The sequence below is a fragment of the Thioalkalivibrio sp. ALMg9 genome (assembly GCF_000380625.1).
GTDB classification, from domain to species: Bacteria; Pseudomonadota; Gammaproteobacteria; order Ectothiorhodospirales; family Ectothiorhodospiraceae; genus Thioalkalivibrio; species Thioalkalivibrio versutus.
In genome coordinates this window covers 267,572-281,808 of the sequence record NZ_AQYC01000009.1, presented here as the reverse complement: position 1 = coordinate 281,808, position 14,237 = coordinate 267,572, and the positions used below count along the sequence as shown (strand labels likewise).

The window sequence follows — 14,237 nt, the reverse complement described above, 5'->3', positions numbered from 1 at the left end:
CCACTACAACCCGTCATCGCGAGGAGCAAAGCGACAAAGCGATCTCCAAAGCCAACCCCCGCAGCCGATCCATCATCGGCGGCCGCAGCGCCACCACTACAACGTCACCCCGGCCGCAGCGCAGCGAAGAGCCGGCATCGCGCACGGATGGGATTCCACAGCCACTGTGCTAACGCTGGCCGGTACAGATCCCGGATAACAGCTTCGCCGTTTCCGGGATGCCCCGGGAGGTTAATCCTGCGGGGCGACAGAGCAGGCAGTCTCTGCGGTAACCCCTTGCCGTCATCCCGGCCGCAGCACCACCCCACACCGTCGTCCTAGCCGTAGCACCACCCGACCCCGTCATCCCGGCTGCAGCGCCGCCCCACCCCGTCATCCCGGCCGTAGCGAAGCGAAGAGCCGGGATCTCCCACGTCAGAGAAACACCAAACGCCGGTGCTGCCACCCACCCCAGAGACCCCGGATAACCGCTCCAAAATTTCCGGGATAACGGCCAACAACAAAATCCTCTCCGCCCCAGTATTGCCTCTACTAAGGAGACGCCAATCGCCCATGAATGCGAACGTGCACATTCAGAAACATCTCCCTACACTGGGATGCATGAGAAATCGCACCGAAATCGATCGCATTCGTGCAGTGTTGCGACACCATCACGAGCTGGAACTAGCCATTCTGTTCGGATCCCTGGCGAGCGGAAAAATGCACCCACATAGCGATGTCGACCTGGCCGTCAGCTCGGGAGCGCCGCTTCCAACCACCACGCGCATCGCACTCATCGAAGAAATTGCCTCCACCACCGGGCGTCCCGTGGACCTTGTGGACCTCACCCAGGCCGGCGAACCCTTACTGGGCGAGATCGTCAAACGCGGCATCCGCCTGACCGGACAAGACGAGGCCCACGCCCGCTTCCTCACGCGCCACTTGCTCGACCAGGCCGATTTTTCCCCCTACCGCGACCGCATTCTGGCCGAACGAAGACAAGCGTGGATCGCCGGGTAATCGAACAAAAAGCTCGAAACGCTGCGCTATTGCGTCCAGCGGGTCGCGCAACGTTGCCCGGACGACCCCAACCAACTCCAGCAAGACCCGGACACACAGGACATCATTGCCCTGAACCTTTCCCGTGCGGTGCAACAATGGGTCGACATTGGAGCCCATCTCGTGACCGCGCTCGAGCCACCCCCTCCGGACACCATGGGCGAGACATTCGACCGTCTCGCTGAAGGCGGCATTATTGGAGCGAGCTTGGCCGACCGGCTCAAGAAGGCCGTCGGCTTTCGCAACATCGCAGTCCAAAACTACGAGCGCATCAACTGGGAGATCGTCCACGCCGTGTGCTCACGCTACCTCGACGACTTCCGGACCTTTGCACGCACAGTCAACGAACGCCTCTAACGCGTCACCCTTCAACCAGGTGCAACCATCGATTCGCACGAGCAGCCCCCGTAGGAGCCGCCTCGGCGGCGAAGCCCCCGCCAAAGCCAGAACACCACCAACGCTACCGCCGTAACGGCGCCACCGCCCGCCGCAACCCCTCATCCAGCGAAACCGGCGGCACCCACCCCAGCACTTCCCGCGCCTTCGAAGCATCCACCTGCAACGACCCCAACAACCGCCGCGCCATCTCCCGCTTGCCCAACGCCGCAGCCCCAGCCCGCAACATCCACACCGGGACCGGTACCAACCGCGCCGGCCGCTCCAGCGCATCCCCCACCTTGCGCAACAACCCGGCCGTGGACACATCCTCCCCATCCGCCACCAGAAAGGTCTCCCCCGCCGCAGTCGGATGGTCCAGACACGTCACTATCAGATCAACCAGATTATCCAGCGCCATCAGCGAGCGCCGATTCTGCGTCACTGCACCTAGCGGCAGCGGCACACCCTTGCTCACCCAGCGCAGCAGGTTGCCAAAGTTGCCGGGCGCGCCTGGCCCGTACACGAGCGGCGGACGAATAATCACCAGTTCCATACCCGTCTGCGCAGCCAGCTCACGAAGGCCGTCTTCCGCCTCGCCCTTAGACACCGCGTAAGGCTCCTGCGGCGACGGTGCATCCCCTTCGGTGAAAGGCCGCACAGTCTCGTTCCCATTCACACCAATGGAACTCACAAACACAAACCGGCGCACCCCGGCCTCCGCCGCCTGGCGCGCCAGCCGTAGCGTGCCTTCCACATTCACCCAACGGAACGCCTCCAGAGGATCCGCCTCCGCCTCTTCAAGCACATGCGCCCGAGCTGCCAGATGGACTACTGCCTCCATTCCAGCGATCGCATCCCCCCACTCCGTCGCGCCATCAATCGCGCCCACCATCGTGGGCTCGAAGGGAACAGATTCAGCCACATCGCGCCGCACTGCACCGCGCACCGCGGCACCAGCACTGTGAAGGCGCTCGGCCAACGCAGCGCCCACGAAACCAGTGACCCCGGTAACCAAGATATTTCCAACAGACCTTTCGCCCCGAGAAAAGGCCTCCAGTTCAGCCATCTAACGCCCCCTTCTGGGATCAATCCGGCCTAGCGCCTTATATAACCCATGCTGAGCCCACGCCGGCAACAACGCCCGAACAAACGGCACAAAACAGCCGATCTGCTTCCACCATTCCAGCCTTAACCGCTTACTGCCTCTAAAGCCGATCATCGCCTGCTCCCACGCGAGCGCGACTGGCTGCTTCTTGTGTGTATTGCGGTCAAAGCGATACTTCACGAGCGGCTCATCTATGTTGCCAAAGCGCAAGCCATTCTCTGCGGCACGAAACCAAAGTTCATAGTCCTGCCGCCGCCTGAGATTCGGATCGTAGCCACCCGCACTGAGAATCCGCTCCCTCCGGAACATCACAGACGAATGAATAAACGGATTCGTCCAGAGCATTGCCAGAAGCTCTTCATGTGCCTCAGGCACTCTCCGTCTAGCTCCCTCCACCCCAGCCTCGTCGATCTCTTGCGCTCCAGAACCGACCAAATCAATACCGTAATGCTCGTTCAAGAACTGCTCTTGACGTTCCAGGCGCTCCGGGAAAGCGATATCATCAGCGTCCATCCGCGCCACCAATTCCTGGTTGCATTCGCGCAAGCCGGCGTCAAGAGCGCTCCCCAAGCCCTGGTTTGTTTCCAACGGCACGAGCCGAAGTAAACCTCCAATCTCCCTTTGCACTAACTCGATTACCCTGAGAAGTTCAGCCCCCACCGGGCCGTCCAATACCAGAACCATTTGGTCCGGCTTGCGAGTCTGTTCACCCGATATGCTGCGCATTGCGCGTTCGAAATGCTCGGGGTTATCTCCCCTGTACACAGACATCAGAATCGCAATACCCACCCTCAAAGATCCAGTCGATAGAGCCGTCGTCTACCGGAAAACACTGAGTCGAAATAGACACACTTACCGTCGGCACTCAGCCGAGGATGCAGATCGCAGCGCGCCTCCCCTTCATACTCGAACCCATGAAAAAACTGCCCTAGCTCCCGAACCTCACCCGTGCGCCAGTTCCCCAGCATCAAGTGCTGCATCCGCGCCTTATCCGGATACGTATCAGTCACGAACCAGTCCCCAACCACGTGCGGATGACCATCCCCTAACCCTTCTAGACCCGAGCAATCAAGTCGCCGAACCTCCCTCGAAACCGTGTCAACAAGCCAATAACCTTCGCTGCCATCCGGCCCTCTAAGATAACCAAGCACTTGCGTTCCCGTAGCCCAAAAGCAATGGCTCACCATGCCCTCGTCGGCCAGCACGGTCGGGGTCCTCCCATCCAGGCCCGCAAGCACTAGCCGGTCATACCGGCGTCGCCCCTTATACCACCGGTGAATGACCATAAACCGCTCGCCATCTGGGGCTATCATTATGTGATTAACCGAATGTTTCGCCCCTACCATGCTCGTCAACGGCGCCAGATTCTCAAGCTGAGCCAGTGACAAGATCAAACGGGCTTCTCCCGTTGTGATGTCCATCCACCACACGCCATCATCGTGAACCGAATCCACGTCGAACGGCCGATTCATCCGACAAAAATACCCATAGTCCGACGCCAGTCGTGCCAACCGGTCGAAGTTCAGCGTGAGAGCAAACCGATCCCCAAAGCAGTCGTAGACCGGCGCAGGAAGCGTCCGAATGCTCTCACCACTACCTGCATCGACGATGCGAGCCACATACGCGTCAGCTTCCCAATCATACGCGTTAAAAACAAAGCGGTTATCCGTGATCCATTGGAGCTTGGTGCCCTGCTGCCAGTTATAAGCCCCAGAAGAAAACCTATTGATCACACGCCCATCGCGCTTTCGAACCAAAACCACCTTAACGGGACCACGACATCGGGGCGAACCCTTCGTACTGTCACTTGTCTCTTGGAAAATTATGTGAGTACCAGAAGGATTAAGCGGGCACTTGTCATAATAACCAAAAAAGCTCTGCGAATCTCCCTCAGATTGCGCCAAAACGTTATGCAACGATGTCCACGACTCCGCTCTCCTATTGCGCAAATATACCAGCCGTTGATACCCCCCCTTTATCACGGCCTTTAACCGGGGGGTTGACGACAGTGCGCGAGCCAATAGCCGCTCCCTAAACGAGTATTCAGTTGACATTCAATCTCACCTACACGTTAAAAACTTCGCCTTTCAGAACACGTGTCCACGTCTCCATCCGCGAACTCAACGCGCACCTCATTCTCCATAACACCCGGAAGTGAAGATGCGAACGAACACGTTCTCGCATGCCTGACATTACGACCCGTGTATCACACACTATCCGCTAATCCATGATCGAATGCGCACTGCGGCGCGGTAGCCAAACGGTGCTATGACCGCCCCAGAAGCTGATCGTATTGATGGAGACAGAACGAAAGCACGAAGGCTATACTTGAACGATAACCAGCGCGAATTCACCTTGATCGCCTGCGCCGCGATGAACTGATATTGCTCAGCCATACGCCTCCGACGCAGGGTGTTTCTCAACGCCTGTATACTATCCACGTGCAACTCGTTTAATAACTCGGAACCCCTAACATACCGCTGAACATCGGACGATATGCGTTCCCTACCGAGCGCTTGCCGATATTCCATGAGAACCGCACGGACCACCCGCACTTTCCAGTACCGAGAGATACGCAACCACAAGTCATATTCCTCGCGCGCCGGAAACTGCTTTCGAAAGCCACCGACTTCGAGGAATGCCACCTTCCTCACAATAACGCTACTCGTCCCGCCCAACCAATTCTCGATTAACAACTCTTCGTAGCTAAACTCCTCCTTCCTTGGAATCGAAACATAACCAACGTCGTCTTCAGTGAACGTTTGGTAACGCCCACATCCCACCAGCCCAACCCGCTCATCGTTGCTCAATTCACATAGTTGTCGCGAAAGCTTTTCTGGATACCAGTAGTCGTCGTCATCCATAAACGCGACCACGTCTGCTCTAGCCAGTTCAACCCCGACATTACGGCTCTCGGCCGCACCAAGATTACTCTCATTACGAACAACGACAATACGACTGTCACACTTCGCCAATCGCGCGCAGATTGCCGCAGTCTCTGCCCCGCTGTTGTCATCAACAATAATTATTTCAACGACAACCCCCTCTTGCGCCAGAACAGAATCAACCGAAGCAACCAAACCCTGCTCCCCGTTATGCGTCGGCAATACCACACTTACATCAGGAAATCTCACAACGTCACCCCCTACTTACGGATTGCAAGTCCGATAAAGTATCCGCATCCCACCTTAACTGCCAACGACGGTCTCTGCCCTACACCGCATCATCCTCATTTTAGATATGAGGTCAATAATCAAAACCCAAAATAGCATCATATAGCCATCTAACGAAATCAGAGGATGCTTGCCGAACCCAGAAAAAAGCCCCCAATATATTAACAAGATAAGCAACGGGAAAGACCGCAGATATAAAGCCAAACGCAGAAGCGCAAACAAATATGCGGCCTTGAAAACCAACCCCGCAACACCGTAGGCACCATAAAACCATGCCCACCATGGATACACAACATTCGCGGAATGTTGCCGGATGTCGCTATCGAACACAAAGAACCGAACAACGGCGTCAGAATCGACGGGGTGCGTAGCTAATCCTAAGCCAATCAGTATACGCTCTGAAAAGTATCCAAAGAAAGGGAAGAGCAGCTTCATTCCATCGCGGGCCCATTCCGTGGCGACATCCGCCAGAACGTATGAATACCCTCTGTAAAGGAATAGATCCTCCACTGGCTTGAGCGGCCCTAGGAAAACAGACTCAAGGGGCCGATTCTGCACCATGGACGTAACAAGAGAACCACCAGCCACCAACACAACTCCAGCCACCCCAAGAACCAGGAGCTTACGCGGCCGATACTCAATAAGATAAACTATAATAAACAACCATCCGAGGAGCATGAGTCCGGCACGCGACGTGAGCACAACAATCGAGAAGGCTGCACCCACTGCCAACATCAATTTATACTTACCACCCGCGCTTGAGAATCCGACCAACACCACAGAAAGAAAGAAAAACGTCGAAGCGAGGGACGTAATTAGCGCATTTCCGCCAGATGACTCCACTACGCTTTGGCGCGTCACCCCGTCGATGATCATCGTGATCGTGTTAGGAGATACCCAGATCAGCAATGAAAAGAAGGTCAGGGCGAGGATCGTTACTGCAAGTTGGCTTGACTTATTTCCAAACCGGTTCCGCCATACGTTGAACAGCGCGTGGATTTTCCTTCGATATAAATGGAAAAACAAGGTGAATAAAGTAAATGTTAAAAGAGCGTCAATCAACCCAAGAAGCAGGGTGCCTTCGGACAGAACGTTGTTAATTCCGTAAAGATAAATGAAGGCATTGGTCAGCAAGAACATTCCGACAGAAAGCACCACAAGAACCACAAACCCGGTTCCCTTTTCCTTAAACCTCTGCTGACCGCTATTACTGACGCTCATATGCTTTCTGCCCGAGCAGCAACCTGGCCTTCTCGGACGCTCCTAGAATACGAAGAATGTACCTTATAGCTACCGCGGTGATCTTTTCTCGAACGTTCAAGGCAGGATCGCAGAGCACTCGTATAGCCGACCGGCCCGGCGGTAAGAACTCGACAAATATTTCACCCCACGCCCTCATTGAGCCGGCAGTATTGCCTAGCACCAGATGACCTCCGGCCACGCGACGAGTCTTCCTGGCTATTTCTGCGAAGTGTCGACGTGCGGGATGATAAACCACGCAATCAGGCGCATAGACCACAGAGTGACCGGCCGCCTGTGCACGGCGACCCCATTCCGCGTCGCCCCCTGACATCAAGTCCTCCCGGAAGAATCCTACGGCATCGAAAACGTGACGATACGTAATCATATTCGCCGTGGCTGCCATCCCCTCTAACGCGACAAAGTCGTGCTGACGGAATGCATACGCTTTCTCATACATTTCAGTAGCGCTAAGTTCCTGGCCGTTGAAGGTTATATGGATACGCCCACCCACACGGCTTGCGTCAGGCGTGCGGCTTAGTGCATTGACGGCCTGTTCGATCCAGTCCCTAGCTGGAACGCAATCGGCATCGGTGAATGCGACAATGTCGCCTCTTGCGGCTTGTAGTCCCGCATTTCGGGCTGCGTATGAGCCTGCATTGTATTCGGACACGATTCGCACAAAATCGTAATGCGGCAAATCGCGCGGAGGCGGATCGTCCGGATCGTTGTTGACCACAATGACTTCGATCGCTTGCTTTGGGTAGGATTGCTCCGCGAGCGCACTTAGACACTTCCGTAGGCTACTCCAGGCACGGAAGGTCGGGATAATGACTGTTACAAATGCCGGTATGGTAGCCCGATAGGATGTTTGCACTGCGTGAGGCCCCTCTAGGTAGGCGTGAGCGTCGTATACATGTGATTCAGCACGTACTGTCCACTTCCCCGGATTAGGTCCACGTATAACTAGAGGTTTCCGGGTGGTGTCGCTGCCGGTATTCGACCGAAGTGGGCTCCCCCAGCGACTCGTGAGGAATGCTTGCGTTCTAGTCCTGCAGCCACTGCTCGGTGTGTTCCCGGACTTCGGTCAGCGTTCGGAAGCCGTAGAGGTCCAGGACCCCGCGGCGGTAGCTGCCGTTGAACCGTTCGATGAAGCCGTTCTGCAAGGGCTTGCCCGGCTGGATGAAGCTCAGTTCAACGCCCCGCTGTTCGGCCCAGTCAGCGATTGCGGCCGAGACGAACTCGGCGCCATCATCGAGCCGGAGCTGCTGCGGATAGCCCCGCCAAGCGGCGATACGCTTCAGCACCCGGATCACGCGGGGTGCGGGCCGATTCAGATCGATCTTCACCGCCAGTGGCTCCCGGTTAAACGTAAAAACGGGGACAGATTTATTTTCTCACGCCCGGGGCGACGGCGGGCGGCCAGGTCGGCGCCGTTCAATGCGGCAGCCGATGATCTGCTCCACCTCGTCCACGAACCGCTGGTTGCCCGTGAGCTGGCCGCGCTGCAGGGCCTCGCGCACCAGTGTCAGCTCCTGTTCCGGGACGCCCTGCTCCACGAACCGGGCGTATCGCGCGCGCCGGTCGGTTTCGCGGTGCGCCAAGTCCAGGTAGGCCGGATCCAGATCGATCCATTGCTCTTCCTCGCCCATACGCTGACGGTAACTGGACCAGGCGTAGTCACCGGCCGCTGGCACCATCCTCGCCCGTACCGGGTTGAGCTCGATGTAGCGCGAGCAGGCCAGCAGATACGTCTCGGTCTGCACCGGGCTGGACTTGTAGCGGCCTTCCCACAGCGTACCGGACCGTCCCTCCAGCCGATTGCGGTACCGCGTGGCCCGCGCCGCCAGCGCCTTCATCAACCGGCCCATGGCGGCTACTTCCTCACCCGGCCCCAGCAACAGGTGCACGTGGTTCGTCATCAAACAGTACGCATACACCCGGATGTCGAGCGCACTGCTCAGTTCCCGCAGATCCTTCAGGTACCGCTCGTAATCCTCGGCCCCGGCAAAGACCACCTGCCCATTATGCCCGCGCTGCACCACATGGTGCGGCATATGCGGCAACACCACTCGCGCCACCCTTGGCATGCCTTCCCTCCCTGGTCACACGCGACGACCGGCGCATCCATGTAGCGGCAAACAGATATGTCCCTGTTTATCTACCTACCGGAACAGAAGATCCCGCACGGCACTCTTCGCGCCAGCGAACTCGCCATAGGCACCCTTGCGCCAGAGACGGAAAACGCCCGGCAAGCGCATCCATCGGGCCTTGTCGCGCACCGCCAAGCGACCGTCCAACGCCGAGAGGCGAGTCTCGAGTTGGCGCACATAGTCGTTGAACTCATCGGAAAGCGGGGATGCAGAGCGATCACGCGCATCACGCACACCGGCCACGAAGGCACGCAGCTGTGCAGAAGAAGCGCCGGACTGCTCCTGCTGACCATCTCCCTGAACCACTCGCGTCAAGGAGTGCCTGAACGCCATCCCCCGCGTCACCTTCGTGGTGCGATTGGCAATGAACTGCGATTCATTTTCTTCATGCCGCCGGTACCATTGCAGCACGTCCCGAAACACCCGTTTACGCCCAACCCCCTCGGCCATCTTGACGATCCAGCCATCATGCCCCTTGTACCCCGCGGGAATCGGCAGGCACAGGTCGAGCAATTCCCGCCGCACCGCAGCGCAGCACCCCATCACGAAGCTGGAATCGCGCATACCGGCGGATGCGATCTGCCCAAGCTTGGTCAGCCCGGTGTCGTTGAGTTCACCATCGGTCAAGGCGGCGTCGTTCATCACCACCAGGGCCTCGGGATCATCAAGGGCATACCGCTCCATACATTCCAGCTTCTCGGGGAACCAGACATCATCCTGGTCACTGAGAAACACCAGATCGCCCGTCGCCTTCATCAGCGCCTTGTTAAAATTTCCGGTGTAGCCGAGGTTTTCCTCGTTGCGCTCCCAGCGGACCTCGAACGGGGCCGATGCCGCGAACGTTTCGATGATCGCCAGTGTGTCATCGGTTGAGCAGTCATCCGTGATCACCAGCTCATCCGGCAACCGAGTCTGCGTAAGGAAGCTGTCCAGCTGCTCGCGCAAATACTTTCCGCCGTTGTAGGTAGCCATGGCGATAGCAATCTTCATGATGAATGATCCTTCCGCGCATAGAGAGCGACGAACTCTGTCTTACGACCATCCGCCAGGAAAGGAAGACTTACGCGCACGCCGTTAAATCGATCGCCTAGTGTCTTCCTTGCAAACCGGTAAGGGTCACGCCCTTCTCGAATAGCGCGACTTTTCCCGGCAAGGTTCACGTACGGCGATGGGATCGAAAGGTTCTGAATCTCAGTGAATCCAACTTTCTTCAAAGTCTTGGTCATCGATTCCCAATTGAAGATGACCAAGTGGCGAGGTATCTCGAGACCACGCCAGTGTTCTTTGAAATGAACGTGACCATAGGCATGGATATTGGGGGTCTCGACGTACAACAGCCCTCCAGGCTTTAGAAGGCCATAGGCCATCTTCAAGGTCCCGACCGGATCGTGTACGTGCTCGATGACGTGGGCGAGGCTAATCACGTCGAATGTTTCGGCGAAGTCCTCAAAGGCCTCTATACCTCCTTGACGAACGTCTAGGCCCAAGCCACGCCCATTCATGACAGACACTGGATCCGGATCGGCTCCGGACACCTGCCAACCCGCCCGTTGTGCATCGAGGAGGAATGCCCCGCTCCCGAAACCTACATCGAGAAGGTGCCCCCCCGGTTTCGGCGGCGGGAGAGAACGCATCTTACGGTCCAGTCGCTTCCGATAACGTGGCAAAAGCCGGAACACGTAGGGCCCAAGTCCATTTGCCGGCTCTAAATCGGAATGGTAGCGGTGGTTACGGTACCCGTTCGCCAAGGCGTGAACCAACCGCTTCGCACCGGACATTCTCTCCGTTGATCGCGCCACCGGCGGTTGATGGGTGTAGTAGGTCTCATAGGCTAGATGAATGGTCCGTGGGGTAGGTCGCGGATCAAGATACGCTGACTGGCAACCTTTGCACTGATACAAATCCCACCGCCCTGGCGCACAGTCGAACACGCGGTCGGTCAGCCCCGAGTAAAGCTGTTCTCGCCCCGAACTGCCGCATACCGGGCAGCGTTCGACATGCTCGATGCCCTCCGAGGGCCAGGCATGGACTAGCGGTTTCATCGACCCTCCTCCACAAACCTATCCCTTACCTGATCCTCCGCCCACCGCTGCCGACGTCCAAACCTTTGACACCGTGTTTCAGACTTTGCCACTCCCCAACCCCACATCAATAGACGACCTCACTCATTCCCGATAATCCCCTTATCTCCAGCTATGCGTGCTCTGCCTTCCAGTGAGACAAGTCACGCTGCAAAACCCCCTCTACGTACGAAATCTCACCTTCCAGTTCCTGACGCAGCCTCTGCTCCAGCTCTCTCGAAAGCCGTTTTCTGGGTGCCTCGACTGAATTCATTGCCTGAAGGAGATTCGCAACCGACCGACGAAGCGAGCGACTTGGTATCAACGTCCTTGCGATCTCTCGAGAGAAACGGATCTTTCCACGTGCCACACGAGTAACGAATGTGCTGCGCACGTTTCTATTCGCGTTCACCCTTGCGAACTGAGGTACTGGCTCACTCGAGACACCAAGAAACCTCGTCAGATCGACGTAGAGCTTCTCAGGGTTATTTGTGAGGTCGTCGTATACAGCCACGAAAACATTATTCCGGGGAAAGCAAGACAGAAACCGCTCTATCTGTTCTGAATACCTAACCCACTCTCTGTAGAACAGCCAATCGTCACATGTAACCCCCGCTGGCACGCGAAATCCTTTCTTTCGGTCCGCCTCAGCAGATAAGGCCTCCGAAAACGTCTTTAATGTTTCAATACCGGTCTTTAGATTTTGAGAATACCTGGAATACATCACCTCAACGGGGTTTCTTACAATAATGACTATCCTAGCTTCGTCATTGAAGTCCTTTATTTCATCAGCGGCATTGCGGGATAAAAGATAGCTAACGGAAGCCTCACCGCGGTAGAACGACCCATCCGTCTCTTGAAATATCGACAAATATTCATCTTCGGTCATATTTGGCACATTAAAGCGCAAGTCTCTTCCGAAGTAGTTTGGCTCCTTTTTCGGAGACATGAATATGTCTGAGTGCTGGCTCAGGTATTCGTGCAGCGAGAAAGTTCCGGCTTTTCCAACGCCAACGATAAAAAGGTTGGGCTTCACGATATTATTCACTAGTTGTTTTCTCCAGGACCAGAGATCGGAAAACTCAGACCTCGATCGATTAGCTCTCCATGAAGATCATTTTTTTCTTTGATCTGGCACACCCGAAGAACAAGATGGATTAACATCGTTTCCGGGGTGCAGCTGACACCTCGCAGTACCGATCAGGAGAAATCCGCTTAGAATGCGGTTGGGCGAAGATTTAAACGGTTAACGAGTTTTGCGGCTAAGACAGCGTTCCAAGTCAGAAGGCCGAATGAGACAGCCACGGCTGCCCCAATCACACCCAGAAATGGGATTAGCATGACAGCCGCTGAGGCATTCACTATCAAGGCAATAAGCTGTCCATTTAGTGTGTCTCGCTCATGGCCAGTCATGACCAAGAACATCCCGACGGATCCGAACGCCACGTTCACCAATTGTCCCAAGGCCAGAATCGCGAGCGGCCAGGTCGCCGTCGCGGCGTACGCCTCACCGTAAACGAAATGGAGGATCGGTCCACCGAAGAGTATGAAGGCCAGCGCAATTGGCAACGAGACGGCAAGTGCGGCCCGGGCGGACTGCCGGGAAAGCTGCTGCAGTCTCGCCTTGTCGCCCTCCCGGTGTGCTCGGGTGATGTGAGGGCCGATGACCAGGTTGACGATGGTCAGCGACAGAACCACGAGCATGGCGCCCTGCTGCGCCACCTGCAGTGCGGCGACATCTTCATCTGTACCGAGCCACCCAAGCGCAAGGATGCCGATCTGAGCGTTCAGGGTACTGACAGCCGCCAGCAGGGTAAACGGGAGTAGGGCTCGCCCCCATTCTCCATTGCGATAGTCCGGGTCGGCCTGCTTGATCTGCGCGGGCCGATAACGGCTGAGGAGCCATGCACCCAGCAGGAAAGCCAATCCCGTAGCGGCAATCTGACTACCCAGTGCGCTAGCCGGGGTGAGCGCACCACTCACAAGGAGCACTCCGGCAAAGACCAGATGAAAGGCCGGCCGGGCCAGCAGCTCCGGCAGCTGAGCCTGGAACACGTGGCGTAGGCCCCGCAAGGTATGGCTCCGCAGGGCGTTCAGCCCCAAGAGAGGCAGCATGAGGCTGGCGATGAACAGCAGTGTCCAGCGGTCATCCACTGCCCATGCGGCATTGTGGCCGGCAACGATGGCGACGGCGCTGATGATCACCACCGAGCCGAGCAATACCCATTGGTTGGCTCGACGCAGCAGACCCCGGAAGAGCGCCCAGTCCTCGCCATGGTGATAGCGAGCGACTTCGCGCGTGACAAGCTGGCCAAGCCCCGGCCCGATGGGGAGGGCAAGCAGGGCGATCATCGCCATTACGAAGGCATACTTCCCATACCCTTCCGGGCCCAGAGCGCGGGCCAGGAGGATGGACGTCGCCAGGGTAAGGGGCAGGGACAAGAGCTTGAGCCCGCCCACACCCATCGCCCCGCGGACAAGCTGGGCACGCAGGCCATCGCCCTGCCCCATCGCCAGCAGTCGTCGAATGACAGCGGCGTTCAATCAAAAACCTCCGCGTTGCGGAAGATCGCGGCCTGCGCGTCCTTGACGGAGATAAGCGGCTCGCCGTCGAGTGGCCAGGCGATGCCCAGGTCGGCGTCGTCCCAGCGGATGCTTCGCTCGCAGGCGGGGGCGTAAAAATCGGTACACTTGTACTGGAACTCGGCGACGTCGCTGGTAACCAGAAAACCATGGGCAAAGCCGGGTGGAATCCATAGCTGGCGGCGGTTTTCGGCGGAGAGCGTTTCCCCCAACCACTGCCCGAAGGTGGGCGACCCGCGGCGGATGTCGACGGCGACATCGAAGACCTCACCGAGCGTCACGCGTACCAGCTTGCCCTGGGGGTGCGGCGGAAGCTGATAGTGCAGACCGCGCAGGGTGCCCTTTACGGAGCGGCTGTGGTTGTCCTGTACGAACGTGACGGGGTGGCCAACGGCCTCGTCGAAGGCCTGCTGGTTGTAGCTCTCGTAGAAGAAGCCGCGCTCGTCTTCGAATACGCGGGGCTCAAGGAGCAGGACATCGGGAATGGATAGCGGGTGGGCGTTCATAC

The 14,237-nt window shown here is 57.4% G+C and carries 13 protein-coding genes and 2 pseudogenes; 2 read left to right on the top strand and 13 right to left on the bottom strand.

The genetic code is table 11. The annotated features are described in order from the left end of the window. Positions 1-600: 600 nt before the first annotated feature. Together F792_RS0110495 and F792_RS14220 are read left to right on the top strand one after the other, a co-directional pair. Positions 601-999, top strand: coding sequence for a nucleotidyltransferase family protein (locus F792_RS0110495; RefSeq protein WP_026305959.1), 399 nt, complete (start codon positions 601-603; stop codon positions 997-999). Next, positions 984-1,395, top strand: a pseudogene (locus F792_RS14220) (DUF86 domain-containing protein). The gene F792_RS0110495 and the pseudogene F792_RS14220 overlap by 16 nt, the downstream one beginning before the upstream one ends. Positions 1,396-1,498: 103 nt before the next feature. Here the strand turns inward: F792_RS14220 and F792_RS0110485 are convergent. The 13 genes and pseudogenes from F792_RS0110485 to rfbC all read right to left on the bottom strand — a co-directional run bounded on the left by F792_RS0110485 (position 1,499) and on the right by rfbC (position 14,235). After that, entirely contained in the window at positions 1,499-2,482 is a 984-nt protein-coding gene (locus F792_RS0110485) for an SDR family oxidoreductase (RefSeq protein WP_018169554.1), read from the bottom strand. Next, on the bottom strand, positions 2,483-3,310 hold the full coding sequence (locus F792_RS0110480) for a glycosyltransferase (RefSeq protein ID WP_018169553.1): 828 nt from the start codon (positions 3,308-3,310) through the stop codon (positions 2,483-2,485). A gap of 2 nt (positions 3,311-3,312) precedes the next feature. Beyond that, positions 3,313-4,254 carry a hypothetical protein gene (locus F792_RS0110475; protein WP_018169552.1) on the bottom strand — a complete coding sequence of 314 codons (942 nt, stop codon included), beginning with the start codon at positions 4,252-4,254 and terminating at the stop codon, positions 3,313-3,315. A 480-nt stretch (positions 4,255-4,734) separates the two neighbouring features. Next, on the bottom strand, positions 4,735-5,655 hold the full coding sequence (locus F792_RS0110470) for a glycosyltransferase family 2 protein (RefSeq protein ID WP_081620141.1): 921 nt from the start codon (positions 5,653-5,655) through the stop codon (positions 4,735-4,737). Between the two features lie 54 nt (positions 5,656-5,709). After that, entirely contained in the window at positions 5,710-6,915 is a 1,206-nt protein-coding gene (locus F792_RS0110465) for a hypothetical protein (protein ID WP_156000333.1), read from the bottom strand. After that, complete coding sequence (locus tag F792_RS14675; RefSeq protein ID WP_196799415.1) at positions 6,902-7,810, bottom strand: glycosyltransferase family 2 protein; 909 nt, start codon at positions 7,808-7,810, stop codon at positions 6,902-6,904. The genes F792_RS0110465 and F792_RS14675 overlap by 14 nt, the downstream gene beginning before the upstream one ends. Before the next feature lie 73 nt (positions 7,811-7,883). After that, positions 7,884-8,303, bottom strand: a pseudogene (locus F792_RS15015) (integrase core domain-containing protein); the annotation flags it as partial. 27 nt (positions 8,304-8,330) lie between these two features. Then, positions 8,331-9,023, bottom strand: coding sequence for a transposase (locus F792_RS15115; protein ID WP_026305956.1), 693 nt, complete (start codon positions 9,021-9,023; stop codon positions 8,331-8,333). Between the two features lie 75 nt (positions 9,024-9,098). Continuing rightward, positions 9,099-10,076, bottom strand: a complete 978-nt coding sequence (locus F792_RS0110445; protein WP_018169546.1) for a glycosyltransferase family 2 protein — start codon at positions 10,074-10,076, stop codon at positions 9,099-9,101. Continuing rightward, a complete protein-coding gene (locus F792_RS14670) occupies positions 10,073-11,128 on the bottom strand; it encodes a bifunctional 2-polyprenyl-6-hydroxyphenol methylase/3-demethylubiquinol 3-O-methyltransferase UbiG (protein WP_081620139.1) in 1,056 nt (351 codons plus the stop codon). Before F792_RS14670 ends, F792_RS0110445 begins: the two co-directional genes overlap by 4 nt. 151 nt (positions 11,129-11,279) lie before the next feature. After that, positions 11,280-12,194, bottom strand: a complete 915-nt coding sequence (locus F792_RS14665) for a sulfotransferase (protein ID WP_081620138.1) — start codon at positions 12,192-12,194, stop codon at positions 11,280-11,282. Positions 12,195-12,361: 167 nt separating this feature from the next. After that, entirely contained in the window at positions 12,362-13,690 is a 1,329-nt protein-coding gene (locus F792_RS0110435; protein WP_018169544.1) for a flippase, read from the bottom strand. After that, the gene (rfbC, locus tag F792_RS0110430) at positions 13,687-14,235 is read right to left on the bottom strand and encodes a dTDP-4-dehydrorhamnose 3,5-epimerase (protein ID WP_018169543.1); all 549 of its coding nucleotides are present in this window, start codon (positions 14,233-14,235) and stop codon (positions 13,687-13,689) included. The genes F792_RS0110435 and rfbC overlap by 4 nt, the downstream gene beginning before the upstream one ends. Between the last annotated feature and the right edge of the window lie 2 nt (positions 14,236-14,237).

What these genes read in the sequence shown, in the direction of transcription:
- F792_RS0110495 (WP_026305959.1), top strand. Translation starts at nt 601, where the DNA reads ATGAGAAATCGCACCGAAATCGATCGCATTCGTGCAGTGTTGCGACAC.
- F792_RS0110485 (WP_018169554.1), bottom strand. Translation starts at nt 2,482, where the DNA reads ATGGCTGAACTGGAGGCCTTTTCTCGGGGCGAAAGGTCTGTTGGAAAT.
- F792_RS0110465 (WP_156000333.1), bottom strand. Translation starts at nt 6,915, where the DNA reads ATGAGCGTCAGTAATAGCGGTCAGCAGAGGTTTAAGGAAAAGGGAACC.
- F792_RS15115 (WP_026305956.1), bottom strand. Translation starts at nt 9,023, where the DNA reads ATGCCAAGGGTGGCGCGAGTGGTGTTGCCGCATATGCCGCACCATGTG.
- F792_RS0110445 (WP_018169546.1), bottom strand. Translation starts at nt 10,076, where the DNA reads ATGAAGATTGCTATCGCCATGGCTACCTACAACGGCGGAAAGTATTTG.
- F792_RS14670 (WP_081620139.1), bottom strand. Translation starts at nt 11,128, where the DNA reads ATGAAACCGCTAGTCCATGCCTGGCCCTCGGAGGGCATCGAGCATGTC.
- rfbC (WP_018169543.1), bottom strand. Translation starts at nt 14,235, where the DNA reads ATGAACGCCCACCCGCTATCCATTCCCGATGTCCTGCTCCTTGAGCCC.